Consider the following 17,291-nt stretch of genomic DNA (forward strand, 5'->3'; position numbering starts at 1 on the left):
GCCGTTGTGGATGAAGCCATTTTTTACTATTCTTTCTGACCCGCATTTTGGACAGTTTAGCTTCTCTTCACTCATACAACTCTCTCTACATAATCTTTCCACTTATCCTTACATATTTGGCACTACCATTCTCATCCTCCCCAATTGCTTGTAAAAAAGCCTTAACCCCAACTTGCTTCAGCGCTCCCTTCGTATAACAACAGTAGACTTTATCGCTCTTAATTCCCATCAATTCCTTACCATACATTGGGTCTACTCCTTTACGAGTAATGCTCGTACCAAATTCATGTCGAAAGCAGTGCGGTCGGATATCATCTACTTGGGCGATCGCCCCTAACTTCTTCACCATTCTGGGGTAGATATAGCGAAACCCCAATAAGTTGAGTGTGTTCCCATAATCAGCTTGATATTCTTCGGTTAGAAACCGAATTGACATGACTTTATTTCCTCTGTCGTACCGAATAGATTATAAGTTATTTGGTACACTAAAACAGAACGGTACAGTAAGCTCTTTAGACCCCTAAGTTTCCAAGGGTTCAATTGGTACAGAAAGTTGCTATTTATTGTCGAGTTTCAACCAGCGATCAGTCCTGTGAGCGTCAAGAGCGGGATCTACTGGAATATGCCCACTTAGCAGGCTACCAGATTATAGGAATTTGGAAGGACACGGCGGCTGGCACAAAACAGAACCGGGTAGAGCGGCAGAAAGTTTTGGCAATGGCACAAGCCCGGAAGATTGATGCCATTTTGGTAACTGAAATGACCCGGTGGGGGCGCAGCACGATTGACCTGATGCAAACGCTACAGGAGCTACACGCCTGGGGTGTGTCGCTAATTGCTACTACGGGAATTCAATTTGATTTGAACACGTCTCAAGGTCGGTTGATTGCGAATTTAATGGCAATATTAGCAGAGTTTGAGCGAGATTTAGTCCGGGAACGAGTTCGTTCTGGCATCGCGGCGGCTAAGGCACGGGGGCAGAAACTAGGCAGGCAACCTGGACAAAGAGTAAAAGCAGATAAGTTACAACCCAAGGTATTACTGATGGTAGAGAAAGGCAATTCCTACCGCCAAATTGCCGGGGCGTTGCACTTGAGTAAGACAACGGTTAATGAAATTGTTAAACGACACCGACAACTCAATCCCAAGTCTCAAATTGAAAGCTTTCAACCGATTATGGCAAATCAAATACAGTCAATGGCTTTATCTGTTTATCAACTGAAAATCACGCTCAAAGATTTTCGTCCGCCAATCTGGAGACGGGTACAAGTCAAAAGTGATATCACACTGGGGAAATTACATCAGATTATTCAAGCATCGATGGGTTGGACGAATTCTCATCTGCATGGGTTTTCAATTGGGGGAGTGGAGTATGGTCAGCCCGTACCAGAACTTGACTTGGAGATCAAGAACGAACAGAGGGTAAAGTTAAGCAAAGTCGTAACTGAAGAGAAGAAGAAATTCTTCTATACCTATGACATGGGCGATTCCTGGGAACATGAGATTTTGGTAGAAAAAGTGCTGTCCTATGACCCATTAGTACGCTACCCACTTTGTTTAACAGGGAAACGGGCTTGTCCACCGGAAGACTGTGGTGGGGTATGGGGCTACGCAGAGTTCTTAGAGGCAATTCAACAACCAGACCATCCCGAACATGAATCAATGTTGGAATGGGTTGGTGGTGCGTTTGATCCAGATGCCTTCATCTTGAGTGAAGTTAATCAACTATTAAAGCGGATTGTTGGTGATAAGTAATTACAGTCTTTACGAAGCAAGCTTTTCAGCCTTAGCGTTGTTTTTGTCTCATACCAAGTTGCGTTCTAAAAAATCATCCTTAATTCAGGAAAAGTGGCTATACCCCAGGAACCCTGCTGCTATGTCGGAGCGCAACTTAGTATCACTTGCTACTCAAACGCCTTATCCAAACGCCACCAAATACCCTGCACCGTTAGACGCTGAAACGATACGATTACAGAGGAAGCAATTAGGAATAAGGTGCTGGGACTGAGCGATCGCGTCTGATTCAACTAAAACTAGGATTAACTGATATGCTTTGCGAATTCACTGTTTACGACGACGATAACTTCGATCCCGATGATGAATATGAAAGCTCTGATGATGCTAATTTTGATGAAGACTATCTGGAGAACTATGTTTTTAAGCCTGATTTTGAGTTCATATCTCGCTGCCACTCGGCAATCGCGTCCCTAAAACACTCCCTAACTGAAGAAGGAATTGCTGTAGAGGAACTTGATAATTTGTTCAAAGAGGGTAGCAAAGTTTTGTATGCCTCCTGCAACGTCGATCAATATCTAAACTTGGATACGGCGACAAACTTTCAGAGAATTCTGGCTATTCTGGAAGCCGAAGTGCGAGATCGAGACGCACATATTCAAGTCGTTCTTAAACGATTCGAGACTTTTCCCCCTGTTACCGAATAAACTACTCTGAAGGGCGCGATCGCGCTCCGTCGGAGTTTTAGGGTTTGAGTAGCAACGGAGAAGAAAACAACTGAGAGCAAAGCTTGAATGAACTCGAATTGCAAGGCGCAAGAATGGGCTGCTCTCCGTCGCCTAACGCACACAAAGCGATCCGGATTTGGGAAGAAAACGAAAAACTCATTGAGTTGGGATGGCAGCGAATACCCCACAGCAAAAATCTAGTAAAGTACAGCCGTACTAGCCAACCAATCGACCCCGTTTTCGCTCAAGAGTAAACTAAAAATGAACAATCCAACAATTGAAGTCACTGCTCCCAAGTTTGACCTGTACGTGTAGCGACCCACAATACTAAATGCTCCAGACCACAATAATCGCTGTTTTGAGACCAGATTAACTGCAACTAGAACTGCATTTGAGACCGAATTAAATCCAACTAAGACCACATTATTTGCAACCAGACCACAATAATAGAGTTGAGACCAGATTAACTGCAACTAGAAAATGAGCAGAAACTCAAGGCAATAAAACGAGCGTTTTCTTTACTTAAAATTGACAAGTTGCTACGCAGCAGTAAATAGTCATTTCATAGGTTAAAGAACTCAGTAATTTTATCTACGGCAATATATGCAAAAGTAGCAACGAGTTCATTGACTTCTCTGATATACCATTCCCTAGATATGAGTTAGAGACATGGTTTTAAGCAATAAACTTATAGTTGCAATTAATGTGGTCTCAGTTGGATGATTGTGGTCTGGTTGCAAATAATGTGGTCTTATTTGGAACTAATGTGGTCTCAAGTGCAGTTATAGTTGCAGCTAATCTGGTCTCAAAAAGGCGATGATTGCGGTCTCAAGGGTTTAGTATTGTGGGTCGCTACATGTACGAACTTGTAACTCTTTATTGGAACGAGCAAGAACAACACACAAAAGTAGTTAGGCACTGGTTTGATTTGGAAGACGATCTGTGGTGGTATAAAATCCAGGGTTCCGAGGCGCTTTACCCAGAAAATGCTTTAACCGCAACCCCTCAGTAAATGCGATTGCACCCTTAACTGCTGCTCTAGTCAGGTTTACCAAAATCCGTCAACGCCTACAAATGGGTGTATGTTACAATTAACACAAAAACTATATCAGTAAGGAAGGGCAAAAGTAATGGCATATAACAAGCAACACCACCTAACCTTTGCTGCACTGTTGAGGCTTTCAGGACTTTCGGAGAGTTTAGCGGAACCTATCAGTTTAAATTTGGCACAACTGGATAATAGTCAGCAAGATGCTTTGATTACACTTATTTCCGAAGAATTACAAAAAAAACTGAGTTCGCGGTAAGGTTAATTACCTTTAAAAGAGATCGCCTCTAGCACTACCCCACCAGTCCCGCCAGTTTCCCCTCCAAACTAGCTACTCGATCTTCTTTGGCAAAAAATCGCACCCTTAACCGCTATGGGTCAGTCTGCCCTAAATGGTGGCGATGACCACAGCAAATATTGATTGCAATTAACTTTAGAATCTTGACCCGCAAATAGCCTGAACTTGGACTTCAGGTAAGTTTCGATTCTTTTCCCGACAAACCAACACATCAGCTAACCGTCGTTCAGCATAGAACTGATGAGCTAACCAACCCAAAGGAAGACCAGCCAATAGTCCAACGATCAGCCCAATCATCAAGCTAGAAACAAGATTCTTTCTAGTGATAGTATTCTGCCGCTCTACTTTTGCTGACATAGTTCCCCTTCAAATGAATAAAACGCCTCATAACCAACGTCGCCAATTAATGCACTGCCCCACGAATCGCCCCAGCCCCGCTAACTTTCTTTCTAAACTGGCTACTCGCTCTTGCCAATCAGAGATCGCACCCTTCACGGCTGTAGAGTCAGTCTAGCCTAAATACTGAGCGATCGCATCCCTGACTATCTCAGCTTCTTTGCGACCCGCAGCTAGGGCGATCTCGCTAAGAGCATTGCTGCCAGTCCTGGGGAACCTAGCCCCGACCATCGGTGAAGAAGCCATCTATGCCTACTTTGCTATCGGTATGAATTCAAGGATAGCGAATGATAGCTGTCAGCAGATTTTAAGAGGGTTTGAGTCCTAATAATAAAAATTCCCGTTTCGATATCTAGACGCGCTCGACAACAGCGTTTAAACTTCCTCGTAGCCTACGAAATATAAGCGTATCTCCTGTACCTATTCCGCCGCTAAAATCTTTAACCGTTGCATATACCAATCCATTGTTATCTTTCTGTCTAAATCGATAGCAGCCAATATCAGCGTTATATCCCAAGTAAACTACCGCGAACATTTCCACAGTGCTTTTTTCTTGTTCAGCTTTCAGATTGAGGTTATGCGCTTCTCGGCTCTTTTTAACTTGTTGCTGAAGAAGTTCATACGCTGATAAGTATCGGTCTGCAAAAGTAGACAATTTCTTCTGAAAGTAATGACCAAAAAGGACTCCAAGCAAAGCACCAACAATCGCTCCTATAAAAATTCCTGGAAATCCAGAAAAGCTAATTCCTAGTACAAATCCTACTAAAGACCCTACGGCACCAGATATCCAGGAACCAGCTATTGAAGCGCCATCAGACTTTATCCATTGCCAAAAACGAGACTTACTTTTGTGCATATCAGATTTTCGTGTGCGAGTAGTATTGGAACCAGAATGTACGCTAATGACTGATTCCTGCGCTCACAATAACATTCCTACTTTTTTTAACACCTGATTATTACTGTTTATTCAGGCTTTGAAAATATTTTTCCTGTAATAACAATGGTAGTTTCTCGTTGAGAACTTTGAAATTTCTATAATTTTAAAATCAACACCATATATAGTACATTTGTTCTATTTAATAACGTTTTTACCCTATATATGGTAGATTCCCCCAATTTCTCGCTGAAGCCCCTAGAATATTGTTAACCCAAGAGGTTAACACTTTTGCTAGAAGCTTTGTTAAAATGGATATTGTATTTGAAAACAATAAGTTACAAAAAGAGTGCAATGACCAGAGGCTTCTAGAAAAAAATCATGGTAAAGATAGAGCTAAACGAATTCGGCGACGACTTGATGACTTACGTGCTGCTAATGTGCTTGAGGATATGCGAAATCTTCCTGGACGCTGCCATGAGTTGCTTCATGACTGCTCAGGACAATTATCATTGGACTTGGATCACCCTTATCGACTTATATTCGAGCCAGCCAATGAGCCGATTCCAACTAAACCCGATGGTGGCATCGATTGGAACAAAATAACTGCTGTTATGATTATCGGCGTGAAGGATACCCATGATTAAATCACTACAGAATCAATACACGCCCAACTATGTCTCTTATCCAGGTGAAACCTTGGACGAGATTTTAGAAGAAAGGGAGATGACCCAAGCCGAACTAGCAGAAAGAATGGGTAGACCTAAAAAAACCATCAATGAAATCATTAATGGTAAAGCTGCCATTACTCCAGAAACAGCATTGCAATTGGAACGAGTCTTAGGGATTTCAGCTAGTTTTTGGAATAATCGTGAACGAGAGTATCAGGAAGCTTTAGCGCGTCAAGAGGAACAACAGCGCTTACAAAAGCAATTAGATTGGCTTAACCAAATTCCTGTCAATAAGATGATTAGTTTGGGTTGGATTGGGTGCTATCAAGACAAAGTTGAGCAACTACGGTCAGTGCTAAATTTTTTCGGTGTCGCCTCCCCTGATCAATGGCAAGAGTTTTGGGATGGTGCTGCTGTAGACTTTCGGAAGTCTCCTGCTTTCACCAGTGACCCTGGTGCAGTTACAGCTTGGCTACGTCAGGGAGAGATCGAAGCCTCTGGGATTGAATGTGCTGCCTACAATGCCAGTAAATTTAAACGAACTCTATTACACATCCGCACTCTGACTGTAGAATCACCAGAGGTCTTTCAGCCAGAAGTTGTGCGCTTGTGTGCTGAAGCGGGTGTAGCTGTGGTCTTTGTGCCTCCACTGCCTAAAACGCGGACTTGTGGGGCTACCCGTTGGTTAAATCTTAATAAGGCGCTGATTCAACTTAGCTTGCGGCACAAAACTGACGATCATTTATGGTTTGCCTTCTTTCATGAGGCGGGACATATTGTGCTACACGGTAAGCGGGACATATTTCTTGAAGAGAAAGGCAGTCAAGATTTTGATTCTCAAAACAAAGAAGAAGAAGCAAATAAATTTGCTGCGGAGATATTGATTCCTCTTACTGATTGGAAAAGGTTTTTAGCACCAGGTCGAAATTTTAGCAAAGAGCGTATCCAAAAGTTTGCTATGGAAATTGGTATTGCACCAGGGATTGTAGTTGGCAGACTTCAACATGATAAAGTTCTACCAAATACTTATTGCAATGACCTAAAGCGCCGATTTGAATGGGCTTAAATAATATTGATAATTACTGTACAATCGGTAATTTTTTTAGCTCTAACTTATCAAGTCGTTTGTGAACTGTCTTTTAATTAAAGGAGCGATCGCCTCACTCAAGAAGCTTACTATATATTCCTTGATTGGCATCACTCCCTTTAATAATCCTGTAGGTCATCCCATTAGCAACTGCCATCTGTTCGGCAAACTCTTTTTTTGCCATTACTACTGGATCGTCAATCATGTGGTCTCCTTTAACTTCGACAATGATATAAGTACCATCGTCTTTTTGGACGAGAAAATCAGGGTAGTAACTTCTGATGCTATGGGAGTCAGGGTCAATATATTGGATATAAAAATCGGATTGACCGTGAGTGAGCATTCCAGTGAAATAGACTTGTTTGATTTTTTTCTCATAGAGAAGTTTCCAAAAAAGTTCTTTCTCTGGGTTGCTGTCAAAACAGTAAGTGTCTAAATGGAAGCTCTTATCTATATACCCTTGAGAAAGTGGGTCTTCGTGACGCACAATTTTATCGGGCGCGGCGGTAACTTGATAGCCATCCTTTGAAAGCTTAACCAGTTCAACTTCGTATTCTTCAAGAGTTTCTTGCTGGTCAATATCATAAAGTTCTTTGAATAGGCGAGGAATAACCCAGTCGTAAAGCAATTCATTGAATTCGTTGACCGCTTCTAATATTTTGTCTGTGCCTTCCTGGGTAGTAGCTAAGATTTTTTCAATGAAGAAACAAGATTTATTAAGATAGCGGGAAATTTCCGCAACCAGGGTAATTTCGCTAAATTGGCGCTTTGAGCGCAGGTGGGTTAAGTCTTCGGTTTTAACTTTGTTATAGGCAGTATCTTTCAGGGTTAACCCTTCTTGTTCAGTATGAATTAAGCGGTACTTTTCAGTCGGGGCAATATCTAGTTTGAGATTAATTCTGCCGATTAGTTCCTTCTCTTTAAGGGAAAATTGGCGGCGAACTCGTTGCAATTTAATTGGTACTGCCTTGAGGACATGAACGGTAACATTTTCTTTCTCTTTCCCCGTATTTTCAAACTCATCAATGGTGACTTTGAAGTTCTGCTGTAACTCATCCTCAAGAATCTGTTTATTATCTTCACTGAGATAAACATTGCCCGTTTGCTGTGCTTCACCAATAGCCCTCAAACAGCGCATCGTTGCCTGAAGGACAAAGATTTTTGATCTAGGTTGGCGGAACAAAGCGACTCCCAGAAGTGATCGGCAATTCCAACCCTCTCGCCCTTTGTTAACGAGGAGAATAAATTGTTTGTCTGAGGTAGGGGTATCGAGGCGGTTAAACTCCCTAATTTCATCGTTGCTGGTAATTTTCTCGTCTCCCACGTTAACGAGAATACTGTTGGTAGGGATGCCATGTTGGATTAAGGCTTCCTCTACGGCAGGCTTAAGTTCGTTTTGCAGTTCCTCAATAGTGGCTGCAAAGAAGGCTAATTTAGGTAACATTCCCTCGTAGCGTTGGTTGGCAGTTTTTTCTATAAAATTGGCGATCGCTATTTGCACAAACTCGCTGGTACGGGTGTTGCTGTAGCCGTTAATTTTGACTTTCTTAAGGTAGCCTTTAGAGATCGCCTCTTGTAAGCCGAAGGCATAAACCACTTCTGGCAATATTTGATCGCCGACATAGGGAGTTCCAGTGTAGTTGTAGCAGGCGACGACGTGAGTTCCTGCTCTTTCTAAGCTGGCAGCAAGTTCATTAACAGTGGTGCGGAGGCTAGTTTGACTTCTTTCTAGCCCCATGTCGGAGGCGAGTTTTTTGCCGAAAGCGTGGTGTGCCTCATCAATGTATATACCGAGTTGGGTGACTCGCCTCAGTTTCTCAAAGCGTTGGTTGGTTGTTAGGGAAGCTTCATCGTCAGGTTCGTCAAAGCCGTAGAGGTCGGCGTACTCCTCATAGACGCTATTGTTTTCGTAGGTAGGTTTGCCACTGTTAAACAGCAGGTCTAAGGGGCTTTTTTCCTGGTTCTGCCGTTTGAGAATAATTTTCTGGGTGTTGGAGATAATGATATTAAACCGCGATTTGTCGAGGATACTGAGAGTCGCGCCACTATCTTCTAAAAAGTGAAATTTGATATTGCTAGTGAGAAAGTTGACATATTCGGGGGGGACAACTTTACTCATGTCAAAGGTCTGAATTTCTTTGAGGGATTGTAATACGGTTTTATCGGGGGCAAAGACTAGAGCATTGTGGCAGTATTTTTTATCGTTAGGGAATTTATTGGCGAGGAGAAACTCATAAAAGATGCAGGTAGCCATTAATATAGTTTTACCGACCCCCATTGTCAGGGCAAAAATATAGTTGGGGTAGGTATGGGCGTAAGAGCGCATTATCTTGAAAATTGCCTCGTACTGCTCCTTATTAGCGTCTTGGAAGATGTCTAGTTGAATTTGTCCTAAGCGATCGCTAATCGTCCGCCCCTGTAACTTGCCTGTATTTTCTGCCCATTCTTTAAAGATTTGATGGACGGGGGCATTGTCTAAAAATTCCTTGAGGAAGACATAAATTTCTAGTGCCTCAAATTGGGGCTGGCGCAAAAAGGCATTTGAGTTAGCTGGGTCATTGTAATCTAGGAAGCGTTTAGTAAGGGTGCGGTAGTGGCTGCGAATGCGTCCTTTGTTTTGTTTATAGAAGTTAAGGAGGTGGATAAAGAAAGCAAAATCTAGCTTGATTACACTGTTTTTTTTCTTAACCATGTTGTACATCCATCTCTAAAGACTCTGAGAGCAAGTCAGTGATTTTAACTCGTATTGTGCCTGCGTCTTCTGGGATTTCGTACTTCCCCTTCACCAGTTCATTTCTATCAGGAATGTCAATCAGCGCAGGCTCTAGAATTGCTCCATCGTAATTCCAGTCAATCATTATCGACTCAACTAACTCTCGCCAGTCATCCACTTTCTCTTGTTCGAGGCTGAGTTTTTGGAGGAGATTCATGGGGTAAAACTTCTCAATTACTAGATGTTTACCCTTAACTTCTATCTGTGCCTCTGAGTCCCGCTTGAACTGTAGATCCTGTCTATCTCGCAGGACATCTACTACTTCTACATCGATATTAAAAGGCTGTACTTCTTGCTTTAAAACTGCCCCCAAGTCAGGTTCATGTCCCATACAGATCAGAGTGATCTTCTCAACGGGTTTATTAGGTTCTTCTGCCTGTCGCCTGTTAAAGGCTTTATAGTCAAATCCAGCAATCAGTTCACTTAAGTCGGCGCGGGTAGCAATGCGGTTGACAGGCATAATCTTCACCATCCTGCCGTCTTTTTCTCCGTCGAATAAGTTACCTTGAGCGAGTTTTTGAACTTCTAATGCGTCTAGCAGTAATTCTTTAGCTTCGATGGGGTTTCTAAAGACATCGTAGTGATTGACGTTGTATACCTCAAATCCGGTGTGAAAGGTAATGGGTTTTTCCTCTGTAACGTCTAACTGAATCTGTTGTTGCTGTTGATTTAATTCAGAGGCAATTCCTAAGAGGCGCTTGGTAGTAATTTGTACTGCACCTAGGTTAATATCTGAACCAATGAAACGTCGCCCTAGTCTCATCGCTACTTCTTGAGTAGTACCGCTTCCCATAAAACAATCAAAAATAATGTCGCCCTCATTTGAAGATAATTTTATAATTCTTTCTAATAAAGCTCTAGGTTTTTGAGTAGGATAACCAGTTTGAACATGAGATTGAGAATTTTCTGTATCAATATCTGTCCAAATATTATCTACGAGAGTTCCTTTTGCTTCATCTAAATAATGTTTAATTCTGTATCCGCCAGTAGATGTAATATAAAGTGAGTTTTGCTGCTTTAATTCTTCTAAAGTTTCTTTAGTTACATCTCCAAGGTAGCTATCTTTAAATTTTCTACCATCAACGTCAGAATGCTTATATCTGTCACGCATTTCCTGACTCATTAGTAAATAAACTGGATTATAAATAAATTGAGCGCTTTTAGAATAATAAAGAATATCTGCATGACTTTTACCAAGAGACGTTTTGCCTTTATAACCACTTGATGTCATAGTTCTCCAAATGACACAAGCTCTAAACCTTGTATCACCAAAAACTTCATCCAATATTAATCTGAGATGATGGCTTTTTCTATAATCACAATGTAAATAAATACTGCCATTCTCAGCTAGTAGTTCCCTAATTAAAATTAACCTCTCGTACATGAATTGCAAATACTCATCATTATTCCAAATGTCTGTGTATTGTTTCTCTTCAAAAGAGTTTAAATCATTAGTTATTTGCTGACCACTTAAACTAATCTTCTTCTTATAATCAGCCTTAGAATCGAAAGGTGGGTCGATATAAACCAAATTAACTTTTCCCCGAAACTCCTTCAACAAATGACTCATTACCTGAAGGTTATCCCCCCAGTAAATCTTATTCATCCATCCCTCAACTTCCTCGCCGTGCCTTTCCTTTAACTGCACCGGATAATACTGAGTATTAGTAAAGGGGCGTTTTCCTTTCCAGTTGAGCATGGGGTAGCCCTTGATCGGCTCAAATTGATAACCTTCAACGGAGTCAAGGGGTTGATGGTTGGCGATATTGAGGTTTAAGGAGAGTTCGTTGGTCATAAGGTTAATTTATATTTTGTTACAAAAGGTCAATGCTGACTTAAAATAGCGATAATAAGGTAGTCGGTAAATCTTAACTTACAAACCATTTTCAGCCAAAGCACCTAAAAATTCCAAAATTTAAGCGCAATTATCAATTTACAGTTAATAGAAGGAGGGTAGGACAATGACACGGACTATTTGTATGTCTGACCTCTATAATAAGCTCTCTCAGTTGGGACTCTCTCAAACGTATATTCGTGAGAATGCCCTTCCTAGCTGGTGGGATACAGAACTCAATAACAAGCCAGTAGCCGTCTTAGAAGGGGCTGGTTATATTGCCGATCACCTTAACCTTGACTTAAAATCCTTGTTAGTAGCTGAAGAAAAAATTAGATTTAATCCTTTACCTCCTACCAAGTTTAAGCAGCACAATAGTACAAACAATGAGCATCCTCATGTTGCTCAAGCCTTAGCTAGTCGAGTAGCTGAGTCAATTTCCTATGGAACAGAAATTGATTTTACCCCTTTACCTATTGATGTTACGGAAATTAGAACAGAAATCTTAACAACTCACGCAACAGTGCATTTGATGTCCTTGCTCGAATATTCTTGGAGCAAGGGAATTGCTGTTTGTTATTTTCATCATTTCCCTGACGGAATTAAGAAATTTGCCGGATTAATTCAATGGCAATCTACTTGCCCTGTCATCGTTCTTAGTTCAAAACCTACATATCCTGCTATGCTAGCTTTCAACTTAGCACATGAATTAGGACACTTAGCATTAGGACACTTGAAAGAAGGTGCTCTAATTGATGAAGAAATTAAGTTTGATTGTCAAGATAATGATGAAGATCAAGCTAATCAATTTGCAACTCATTTACTATTAGGGGATTGTGATAATTGTTTAGAAGATAAGCCATTTCATAATCATAGTCATTTAATTAAGCACGCTAAGATCAAAGCTGAAGAAAATCCTAGTGTTGAAGCTGATTCAATTATACTTAACAATGCTTGGTATAATAGTAAGAATTGGGGTTTTGCTATTAAAGCTTTGAAGAAATTAGGTTCTTTAGAGAATGGTCAACAGATTATAAATGAATATTTAGCTAATAAACTGGACTGGGATAAATTTAATGATGAAAGCTATGAGTATTTAGAGAAAGTCTTAGGAGTTTAATATTGTCAGAGTCATTTTACTGTTTAGATAATGACGTTATTCTAAAACTCGCTACTTGTCACCTCTTTGAAAATACTCTTGAAATCTTTGATATTAATGTAACTCAAATTAAAATACTTGATACTTTTAAATACAAATTTGGCAAGCAAATTAAGCGTAAAAGAGGGCATAAAGCTGATAGTCAACCTTCTGTTTATAATGTTGAAATAGCATTACAAATTATTGAAAATTATACAACTATCTCAGAACATGATTCGGCTAACATTGACAAAGATATTTATACTAAACTGAAAAACTATAATAAATTGAGTAATGATAGTAACAAAAAGATTGATAATGGAGAAGCTCTTTTGATTAGTCATGTTAGCTATGCTAATAAAAATGGTGGTAATAATTATTTATTAACAGGTGACAAACGCTGTCTAACGGCTTTATCTGATTCTGCTTTTACTGATATTGTTGAATATCTTGATGGTAAAGTTTGGTGTTTTGAGCAGTTAATTTTAAAAAATATTGAGAAATTTGGCTTTACTTTAATTCAAAATAAAATTTACCTTGTTCGAGATTGTGATACTAACATAAAATTTATATTTGGTTATAGTGAAATAGCATTAGAAGACCAAGTTAAAGAAGATTTAAAAAATTCAATTATAAGATTAAAACAAGAGACTGGTAATTTACTTCATCCTTATCCTAACTGATAAAATAACCTTTAACTATTTCTTAAAACTCCAATTTTTTACATTACAATATGATTTCATATCGCAGTCTTTACAAATCTTATCTGGACGTTCTGCTATTCCAAAATCCTTCTGCTCAATGCGTTGAACTACATTATCAAAAGTAGCGATTGTCTTCTCAATTGACTTAGGGTTTTTGTCAAAGGAAATATAAGGGCTACCCAATTCCTCACTGGTATAGTACAGGTGAGTCTTGCTTACCTTTAGCCCCGTGCGTTCTTCAACAATGTGAGCATACACCTCCAACTGCCTCCGGTAGCGGTCAATCTTATCCCGATCTTTTGGTAAATTGACATCTGGCTTCTTCTCTGACTTGAAATCAATCACCTCGACGGTGCTATCTTCCCCGCGAATCAGGTCAATACTTCCCGTCAGTATATACCCATCCTTGACTAGGGATACATCAACCTCCGCCGCCTTCACCCTTGACCAGTCCCCGTCGTGCCGCCTGTAATAGCGTAGCACCTGTTCTAAAGCGACATCCTTAATTACTGGAGCTAAATAAACCCGTTCTCGTTTAGTTAAATAGACATAGTTAGTATCAAACCAACTAGCAATTTGTGCTTCTGATAGTTTTTGTTCCTCTCCCCTTAATACCGTCTTGTGAATGTCCTCAATCGTCTGGTGAACTAGCGTACCAAACAAAATTGGGCTAGTGCGGATGGGGGCAAATTCTAACTCCTTAAAAAAGCGGTACTGCTCGGCGCAGTTTTCAAACAAGGTCAAGTGAGAAGTAAAGGAATATTCCCTTTTCAAATTGACATCTTTGACCTTTTCTAATGGCAACAACTCTGGCTTAAAGCTAGGATGCCGCCAGTCAATCACCTCCTCAAAGTGATCCGCAAAGTATTTGGATGGTGTGCGCCCTTTCCCCTGCTTCTCAATGCAAGTTAAAACTAATAAGTTTTGCGCCCTCGAATAAGCTGTATAAAAAAGGCGGTAGAAGTCAAAGTTTTTGGTGTCTTCTAGGGGTTCAAAGGGGGGACGATAAAAATAGTTATACTCTAAAATCTCGTTGAGGGCAGTATATTGTTTACGAGGTACAGCTTCTAAAGAACCGACAATAACTACCGGAAATTCTAGCCCCTTGGATTGGTGGATGGTTAAGAAAGAGACACAACCACTAGGAGCATATTCAGACTCATCCTCATACTCATCGATGCCACCCTCCTGTAAAAAACGGAAAAACTGGTTGAATAAATCCTTAATATTTTTGTCTAAGTGTTGGGGAGTGAAGACGCTAATATTCTGGAGATACTCAAACTTACCTAGCAACTGAGAAAATAAGGCTAAGTTCCGCATAGCGCGGCTATTGATAATTCCCCCTTGCTGTAACAGCCTTTCATCGAGGTAGTGACTGAAAAGTGGGAACTGCAACAGTTCATAAAACAGCCCCGAAAAAGCATAATTAGTATTGTGGGTTAAAGTAAAATGGCTTTTAGCAAAGTTTCTAGCCCACTTCAATAAATCATCATTAGCTGGCTTCTTTAACTCATCGACAAAGAACCTAAAACAGTCATTGTCATAGTAATCCCAGATTTTTAAATGAGCATCCTCACTCCACTTTCTAACTTGAGGAAATTGGGGGAACAAGAAGATTAACGCCCCAATCATCAGCCGTACTTCTTCTCGCTCAAAAAATTGATTGGAACGAGGGGAATAAACACTGATACCTTGCTGCTCAAGAAATCGTGCTAAGGCAACGGCTTTCTCATTTTTAACTGACCTAAATAGGAATGCCACTTGATTCCAGTCTGTTAGCTGTCCCTCATTTTTGAGAGTGTGCAAGAAGGCTAAAATTTCTTCGTGCCACTCAGTCTCCGTTCCTCCCGATACTTTAATCGTGCAAGGCACTTCGGTAAAGTCATCGGGGCGAGGTTGAATCTGTTTAGGATAGCGAAAAAATTGGTTGTTTACTTCCCACTCTTGCGCTCTCATCCAACGGTTATAGAAGTCAACAATGTCAGGATGAGAGCGATAGTTGACGCTTAAAGTTACCTGCTGGCATTGACCACTAGGAAATCGATCTTTGAACTGTAAAATATTGCGGATCGTCGCTCCCCTAAAGCGGTACAATCCCTGGTCATCGTCTCCCACCACGCAGAGATTAGGATTGTCCCCCGCTAACAGATTTAAAATCATTTCTTGAATGGTGTTGGTGTCTTGATACTCGTCCACCATCAAATACCTAATTTTTTTCTGCAACTCCTCAAGGACGTGGGGATGACTCTTGAGCAGTTTAAACGCTTCACACTGAATCGTAGAAAAATCTAAGGCGTTTTCCTCCTCCAACTGGCGTTGATAAAGTTCGTAGCATTGCCCTAATACTTTTACCTCATCATGAGCGCCATTCACTAGCACCTGAGCGTCTAACCCTTCCTCACTAACAGTATTGAGCCAACGGCACAGCGCCGCCGTTTTGTCCCACGTTTTCTGTCTCTGCGAGTCTCCAATCACTAGCTCAAGAGGAGCGATCGCTTGATACTCAGGCAGTCGCTTGTAAAGAAAATACTGCTGGTCAAACTGATCCATCAAGATAAAGTTGCGCTTAAGGCGGGTAAACTCCCGATATTCCTCCAGCCAGCGCAAGCAAATTGAGTGAAACGTCCCTAAATACATCTCGTTCAGGTTAAATCGCACCTTAAGAGCATTGAGGCGGTTCGAGATGCGAGTAGCGAGTTCCTGAGCAGCTTTGTCTGTGAAAGTGACGACTAACAGGCTTTCAGGTGTGACATCTTTTTGGGTAATTAGATAGACAATGCGCTCAACCAAAGTAAAAGTTTTCCCCGATCCGGGCCCAGCTATGATCAGCAATGCCCCCTCGGTAGTTTGAATTGCCTGAAGTTGCTCTTGGTTAGCTTGACTGGAGAAAGTATTTATGGTCATACGGTGCGATCACTATCTTTTCAACTCATGTAATCGTTTCTATTCCTCTAGCGTGAGCTTGTAGTTGATAGTGTTAGGAACTCCAACAACAAACAAGTCTTTCAGCACGAGGTCTTGTTGATAGTGTTCCCGTAAAATTAGGTTTTCAATCAGCTAGTAATAAAGTTGCTTCGTTCTTAAGGTATGTGTGTTGATGACAGACCGAGCGCTTTACTTCTTTAAAACTCTTGTTGGTACTCCTACTTGATAGCTAAACGTGGCTTGATACTACTGATTTAAACGAGAATTTTGGGACAAAATAATGTACAAGCTGTCAGCAGACGTGATTGTGACAGTTAAAAGGCTGTAACGCCAGCGTCTCCATCTCATAAATGAATCAGCACAATGGGGAAAAGAAATTGTTGCAGCTTCTACCTTTGAAATTGGTTGCCACAAACATAGTGCAGATTAAGGAGGGACAAGCGATGATTCAGAAACTAATTTTAGCAGTGACTATGACCTTCGCCCTCAACCTATTACTCGGAATACGCCCACCTGTGAATACTCAGGCTGCCACCAGCACTAGAGTTGATTTCGCACAAATACTAAAAGTCCGAACAAGCAATCTTGCATCTATGTCAGCTTTTAAGAAAGAAAAAATGATTAAACAAATGGCGCACTCCATAGAGTCCAATTTTCCTTATCAAAAAAACTGAGTCAATAAAATACCCTCCTACGCGGCATGGCGTTGAGGAGGGCAATAGTTGAATCAGGTGGGAGGAGCAAGCATTGTCACTGCTCATATCAACAGCTTAAATCGTAAGTATGACAGCACTGTGACAGCCGAAGCGCAATGCTATGACAAAGGGTGCGGCAAAGTATGCAATTACTGCCTCTTTTACCGCGATGCTACCTAGATGTCACCTTGACGTTAATAAAATTAAAGCTCTACACTTTACCTAGATAAGTATTTAGGTAATACCAAGACATGAGTAATAAGCTAATCGGCATCAAAGTTGCATAATAAAAAGGTAAAGCTGATTCAAAGTAACTATGCCACCAGCAGCCAAGAATTTTTTAAGGTCGGAACAAGTCGTTCATCTACAGCAAGCCCTCAAGGAGA

General features: G+C 40.9%; 17 protein-coding genes and 2 pseudogenes. 12 read left to right on the plus strand and 7 right to left on the minus strand.

From position 1 onward, the window contains the following. Positions 1-85: 85 nt before the first annotated feature. Complete coding sequence (locus AC2VE5_RS19210) at positions 86-436, minus strand: hypothetical protein (protein ID WP_486889307.1); 351 nt, start codon at positions 434-436, stop codon at positions 86-88. A 104-nt stretch (positions 437-540) separates the two neighbouring features. On the opposite strand from AC2VE5_RS19210, the pseudogene AC2VE5_RS19215 reads away from it, so the two are divergent. The 6 genes and pseudogenes from AC2VE5_RS19215 to AC2VE5_RS19240 all read left to right on the plus strand — a co-directional run. After that, positions 541-1,146, plus strand: a pseudogene (locus tag AC2VE5_RS19215) (recombinase family protein); the annotation flags it as partial. Between the two features lie 75 nt (positions 1,147-1,221). Further along, positions 1,222-1,755 (plus strand): annotated as a pseudogene (locus AC2VE5_RS19220) (plasmid pRiA4b ORF-3 family protein); the annotation flags it as partial. 293 nt (positions 1,756-2,048) lie between these two features. Further along, entirely contained in the window at positions 2,049-2,441 is a 393-nt protein-coding gene (locus AC2VE5_RS19225; RefSeq protein WP_486889308.1) for a hypothetical protein, read from the plus strand. Between the two features lie 83 nt (positions 2,442-2,524). Beyond that, positions 2,525-2,716, plus strand: coding sequence for a hypothetical protein (locus AC2VE5_RS19230; protein ID WP_486889309.1), 192 nt, complete (start codon positions 2,525-2,527; stop codon positions 2,714-2,716). A gap of 590 nt (positions 2,717-3,306) precedes the next feature. Further along, on the plus strand, positions 3,307-3,474 hold the full coding sequence (locus tag AC2VE5_RS19235; protein ID WP_486889310.1) for a hypothetical protein: 168 nt from the start codon (positions 3,307-3,309) through the stop codon (positions 3,472-3,474). Positions 3,475-3,592: 118 nt separating this feature from the next. After that, positions 3,593-3,769, plus strand: coding sequence for a hypothetical protein (locus AC2VE5_RS19240; protein ID WP_486889311.1), 177 nt, complete (start codon positions 3,593-3,595; stop codon positions 3,767-3,769). A gap of 174 nt (positions 3,770-3,943) precedes the next feature. On the opposite strand, the gene AC2VE5_RS19245 is transcribed toward AC2VE5_RS19240, so the two are convergent. The 3 genes from AC2VE5_RS19245 to AC2VE5_RS19255 all read right to left on the minus strand — a co-directional run bounded on the left by AC2VE5_RS19245 (position 3,944) and on the right by AC2VE5_RS19255 (position 5,060). Further along, on the minus strand, positions 3,944-4,165 hold the full coding sequence (locus AC2VE5_RS19245) for a hypothetical protein (protein WP_486889312.1): 222 nt from the start codon (positions 4,163-4,165) through the stop codon (positions 3,944-3,946). A gap of 153 nt (positions 4,166-4,318) precedes the next feature. Next, positions 4,319-4,450: a hypothetical protein gene (locus AC2VE5_RS19250; protein ID WP_486889313.1), complete on the minus strand. Its 132-nt coding sequence runs from the start codon at positions 4,448-4,450 to the stop codon at positions 4,319-4,321. A 106-nt stretch (positions 4,451-4,556) separates the two neighbouring features. After that, entirely contained in the window at positions 4,557-5,060 is a 504-nt protein-coding gene (locus AC2VE5_RS19255) for a YtxH domain-containing protein (RefSeq protein WP_486889314.1), read from the minus strand. A 329-nt stretch (positions 5,061-5,389) separates the two neighbouring features. On the opposite strand from AC2VE5_RS19255, the gene AC2VE5_RS19260 reads away from it, so the two are divergent. Both AC2VE5_RS19260 and AC2VE5_RS19265 read left to right on the plus strand, forming a co-directional pair. After that, positions 5,390-5,725: a killer suppression protein gene (locus tag AC2VE5_RS19260; RefSeq protein ID WP_486889315.1), complete on the plus strand. Its 336-nt coding sequence runs from the start codon at positions 5,390-5,392 to the stop codon at positions 5,723-5,725. After that, positions 5,718-6,815: a HigA family addiction module antitoxin gene (locus AC2VE5_RS19265; RefSeq protein ID WP_486889316.1), complete on the plus strand. Its 1,098-nt coding sequence runs from the start codon at positions 5,718-5,720 to the stop codon at positions 6,813-6,815. Before AC2VE5_RS19260 ends, AC2VE5_RS19265 begins: the two co-directional genes overlap by 8 nt. Before the next feature lie 94 nt (positions 6,816-6,909). Here the strand turns inward: AC2VE5_RS19265 and AC2VE5_RS19270 are convergent, their stop codons facing one another. Together AC2VE5_RS19270 and AC2VE5_RS19275 are read right to left on the minus strand one after the other, a co-directional pair. After that, entirely contained in the window at positions 6,910-9,528 is a 2,619-nt protein-coding gene (locus tag AC2VE5_RS19270; RefSeq protein WP_486889317.1) for a DEAD/DEAH box helicase family protein, read from the minus strand. Then, entirely contained in the window at positions 9,521-11,404 is a 1,884-nt protein-coding gene (locus AC2VE5_RS19275) for a site-specific DNA-methyltransferase (RefSeq protein WP_486889318.1), read from the minus strand. The genes AC2VE5_RS19270 and AC2VE5_RS19275 overlap by 8 nt, the downstream gene beginning before the upstream one ends. Before the next feature lie 166 nt (positions 11,405-11,570). Here AC2VE5_RS19275 and AC2VE5_RS19280 point away from each other — a divergent pair, with 166 nt between their 5' ends. Together AC2VE5_RS19280 and AC2VE5_RS19285 are read left to right on the plus strand one after the other, a co-directional pair. Further along, positions 11,571-12,563 (plus strand): ImmA/IrrE family metallo-endopeptidase, encoded by a 993-nt coding sequence (locus AC2VE5_RS19280; protein WP_486889319.1) that lies wholly within the window; start codon positions 11,571-11,573, stop codon positions 12,561-12,563. 2 nt (positions 12,564-12,565) lie between these two features. Continuing rightward, positions 12,566-13,264 carry a hypothetical protein gene (locus tag AC2VE5_RS19285; protein ID WP_486889320.1) on the plus strand — a complete coding sequence of 233 codons (699 nt, stop codon included), beginning with the start codon at positions 12,566-12,568 and terminating at the stop codon, positions 13,262-13,264. Between the two features lie 15 nt (positions 13,265-13,279). Here AC2VE5_RS19285 and AC2VE5_RS19290 read toward each other — a convergent pair whose 3' ends face one another. Then, on the minus strand, positions 13,280-16,189 hold the full coding sequence (locus AC2VE5_RS19290) for an ATP-dependent helicase (protein ID WP_486889321.1): 2,910 nt from the start codon (positions 16,187-16,189) through the stop codon (positions 13,280-13,282). 371 nt (positions 16,190-16,560) lie between these two features. Between AC2VE5_RS19290 and AC2VE5_RS19295 the strand changes: the two genes are divergently transcribed. Further along, complete coding sequence (locus AC2VE5_RS19295) at positions 16,561-16,884, plus strand: hypothetical protein (protein WP_486889322.1); 324 nt, start codon at positions 16,561-16,563, stop codon at positions 16,882-16,884. A 48-nt stretch (positions 16,885-16,932) separates the two neighbouring features. Next, on the plus strand, positions 16,933-17,085 hold the full coding sequence (locus tag AC2VE5_RS19300; RefSeq protein ID WP_486889323.1) for a hypothetical protein: 153 nt from the start codon (positions 16,933-16,935) through the stop codon (positions 17,083-17,085). Positions 17,086-17,291: the final 206 nt, after the last annotated feature.

The sequence above is a fragment of the Aliterella sp. E5.1 genome, from assembly GCF_057473825.1.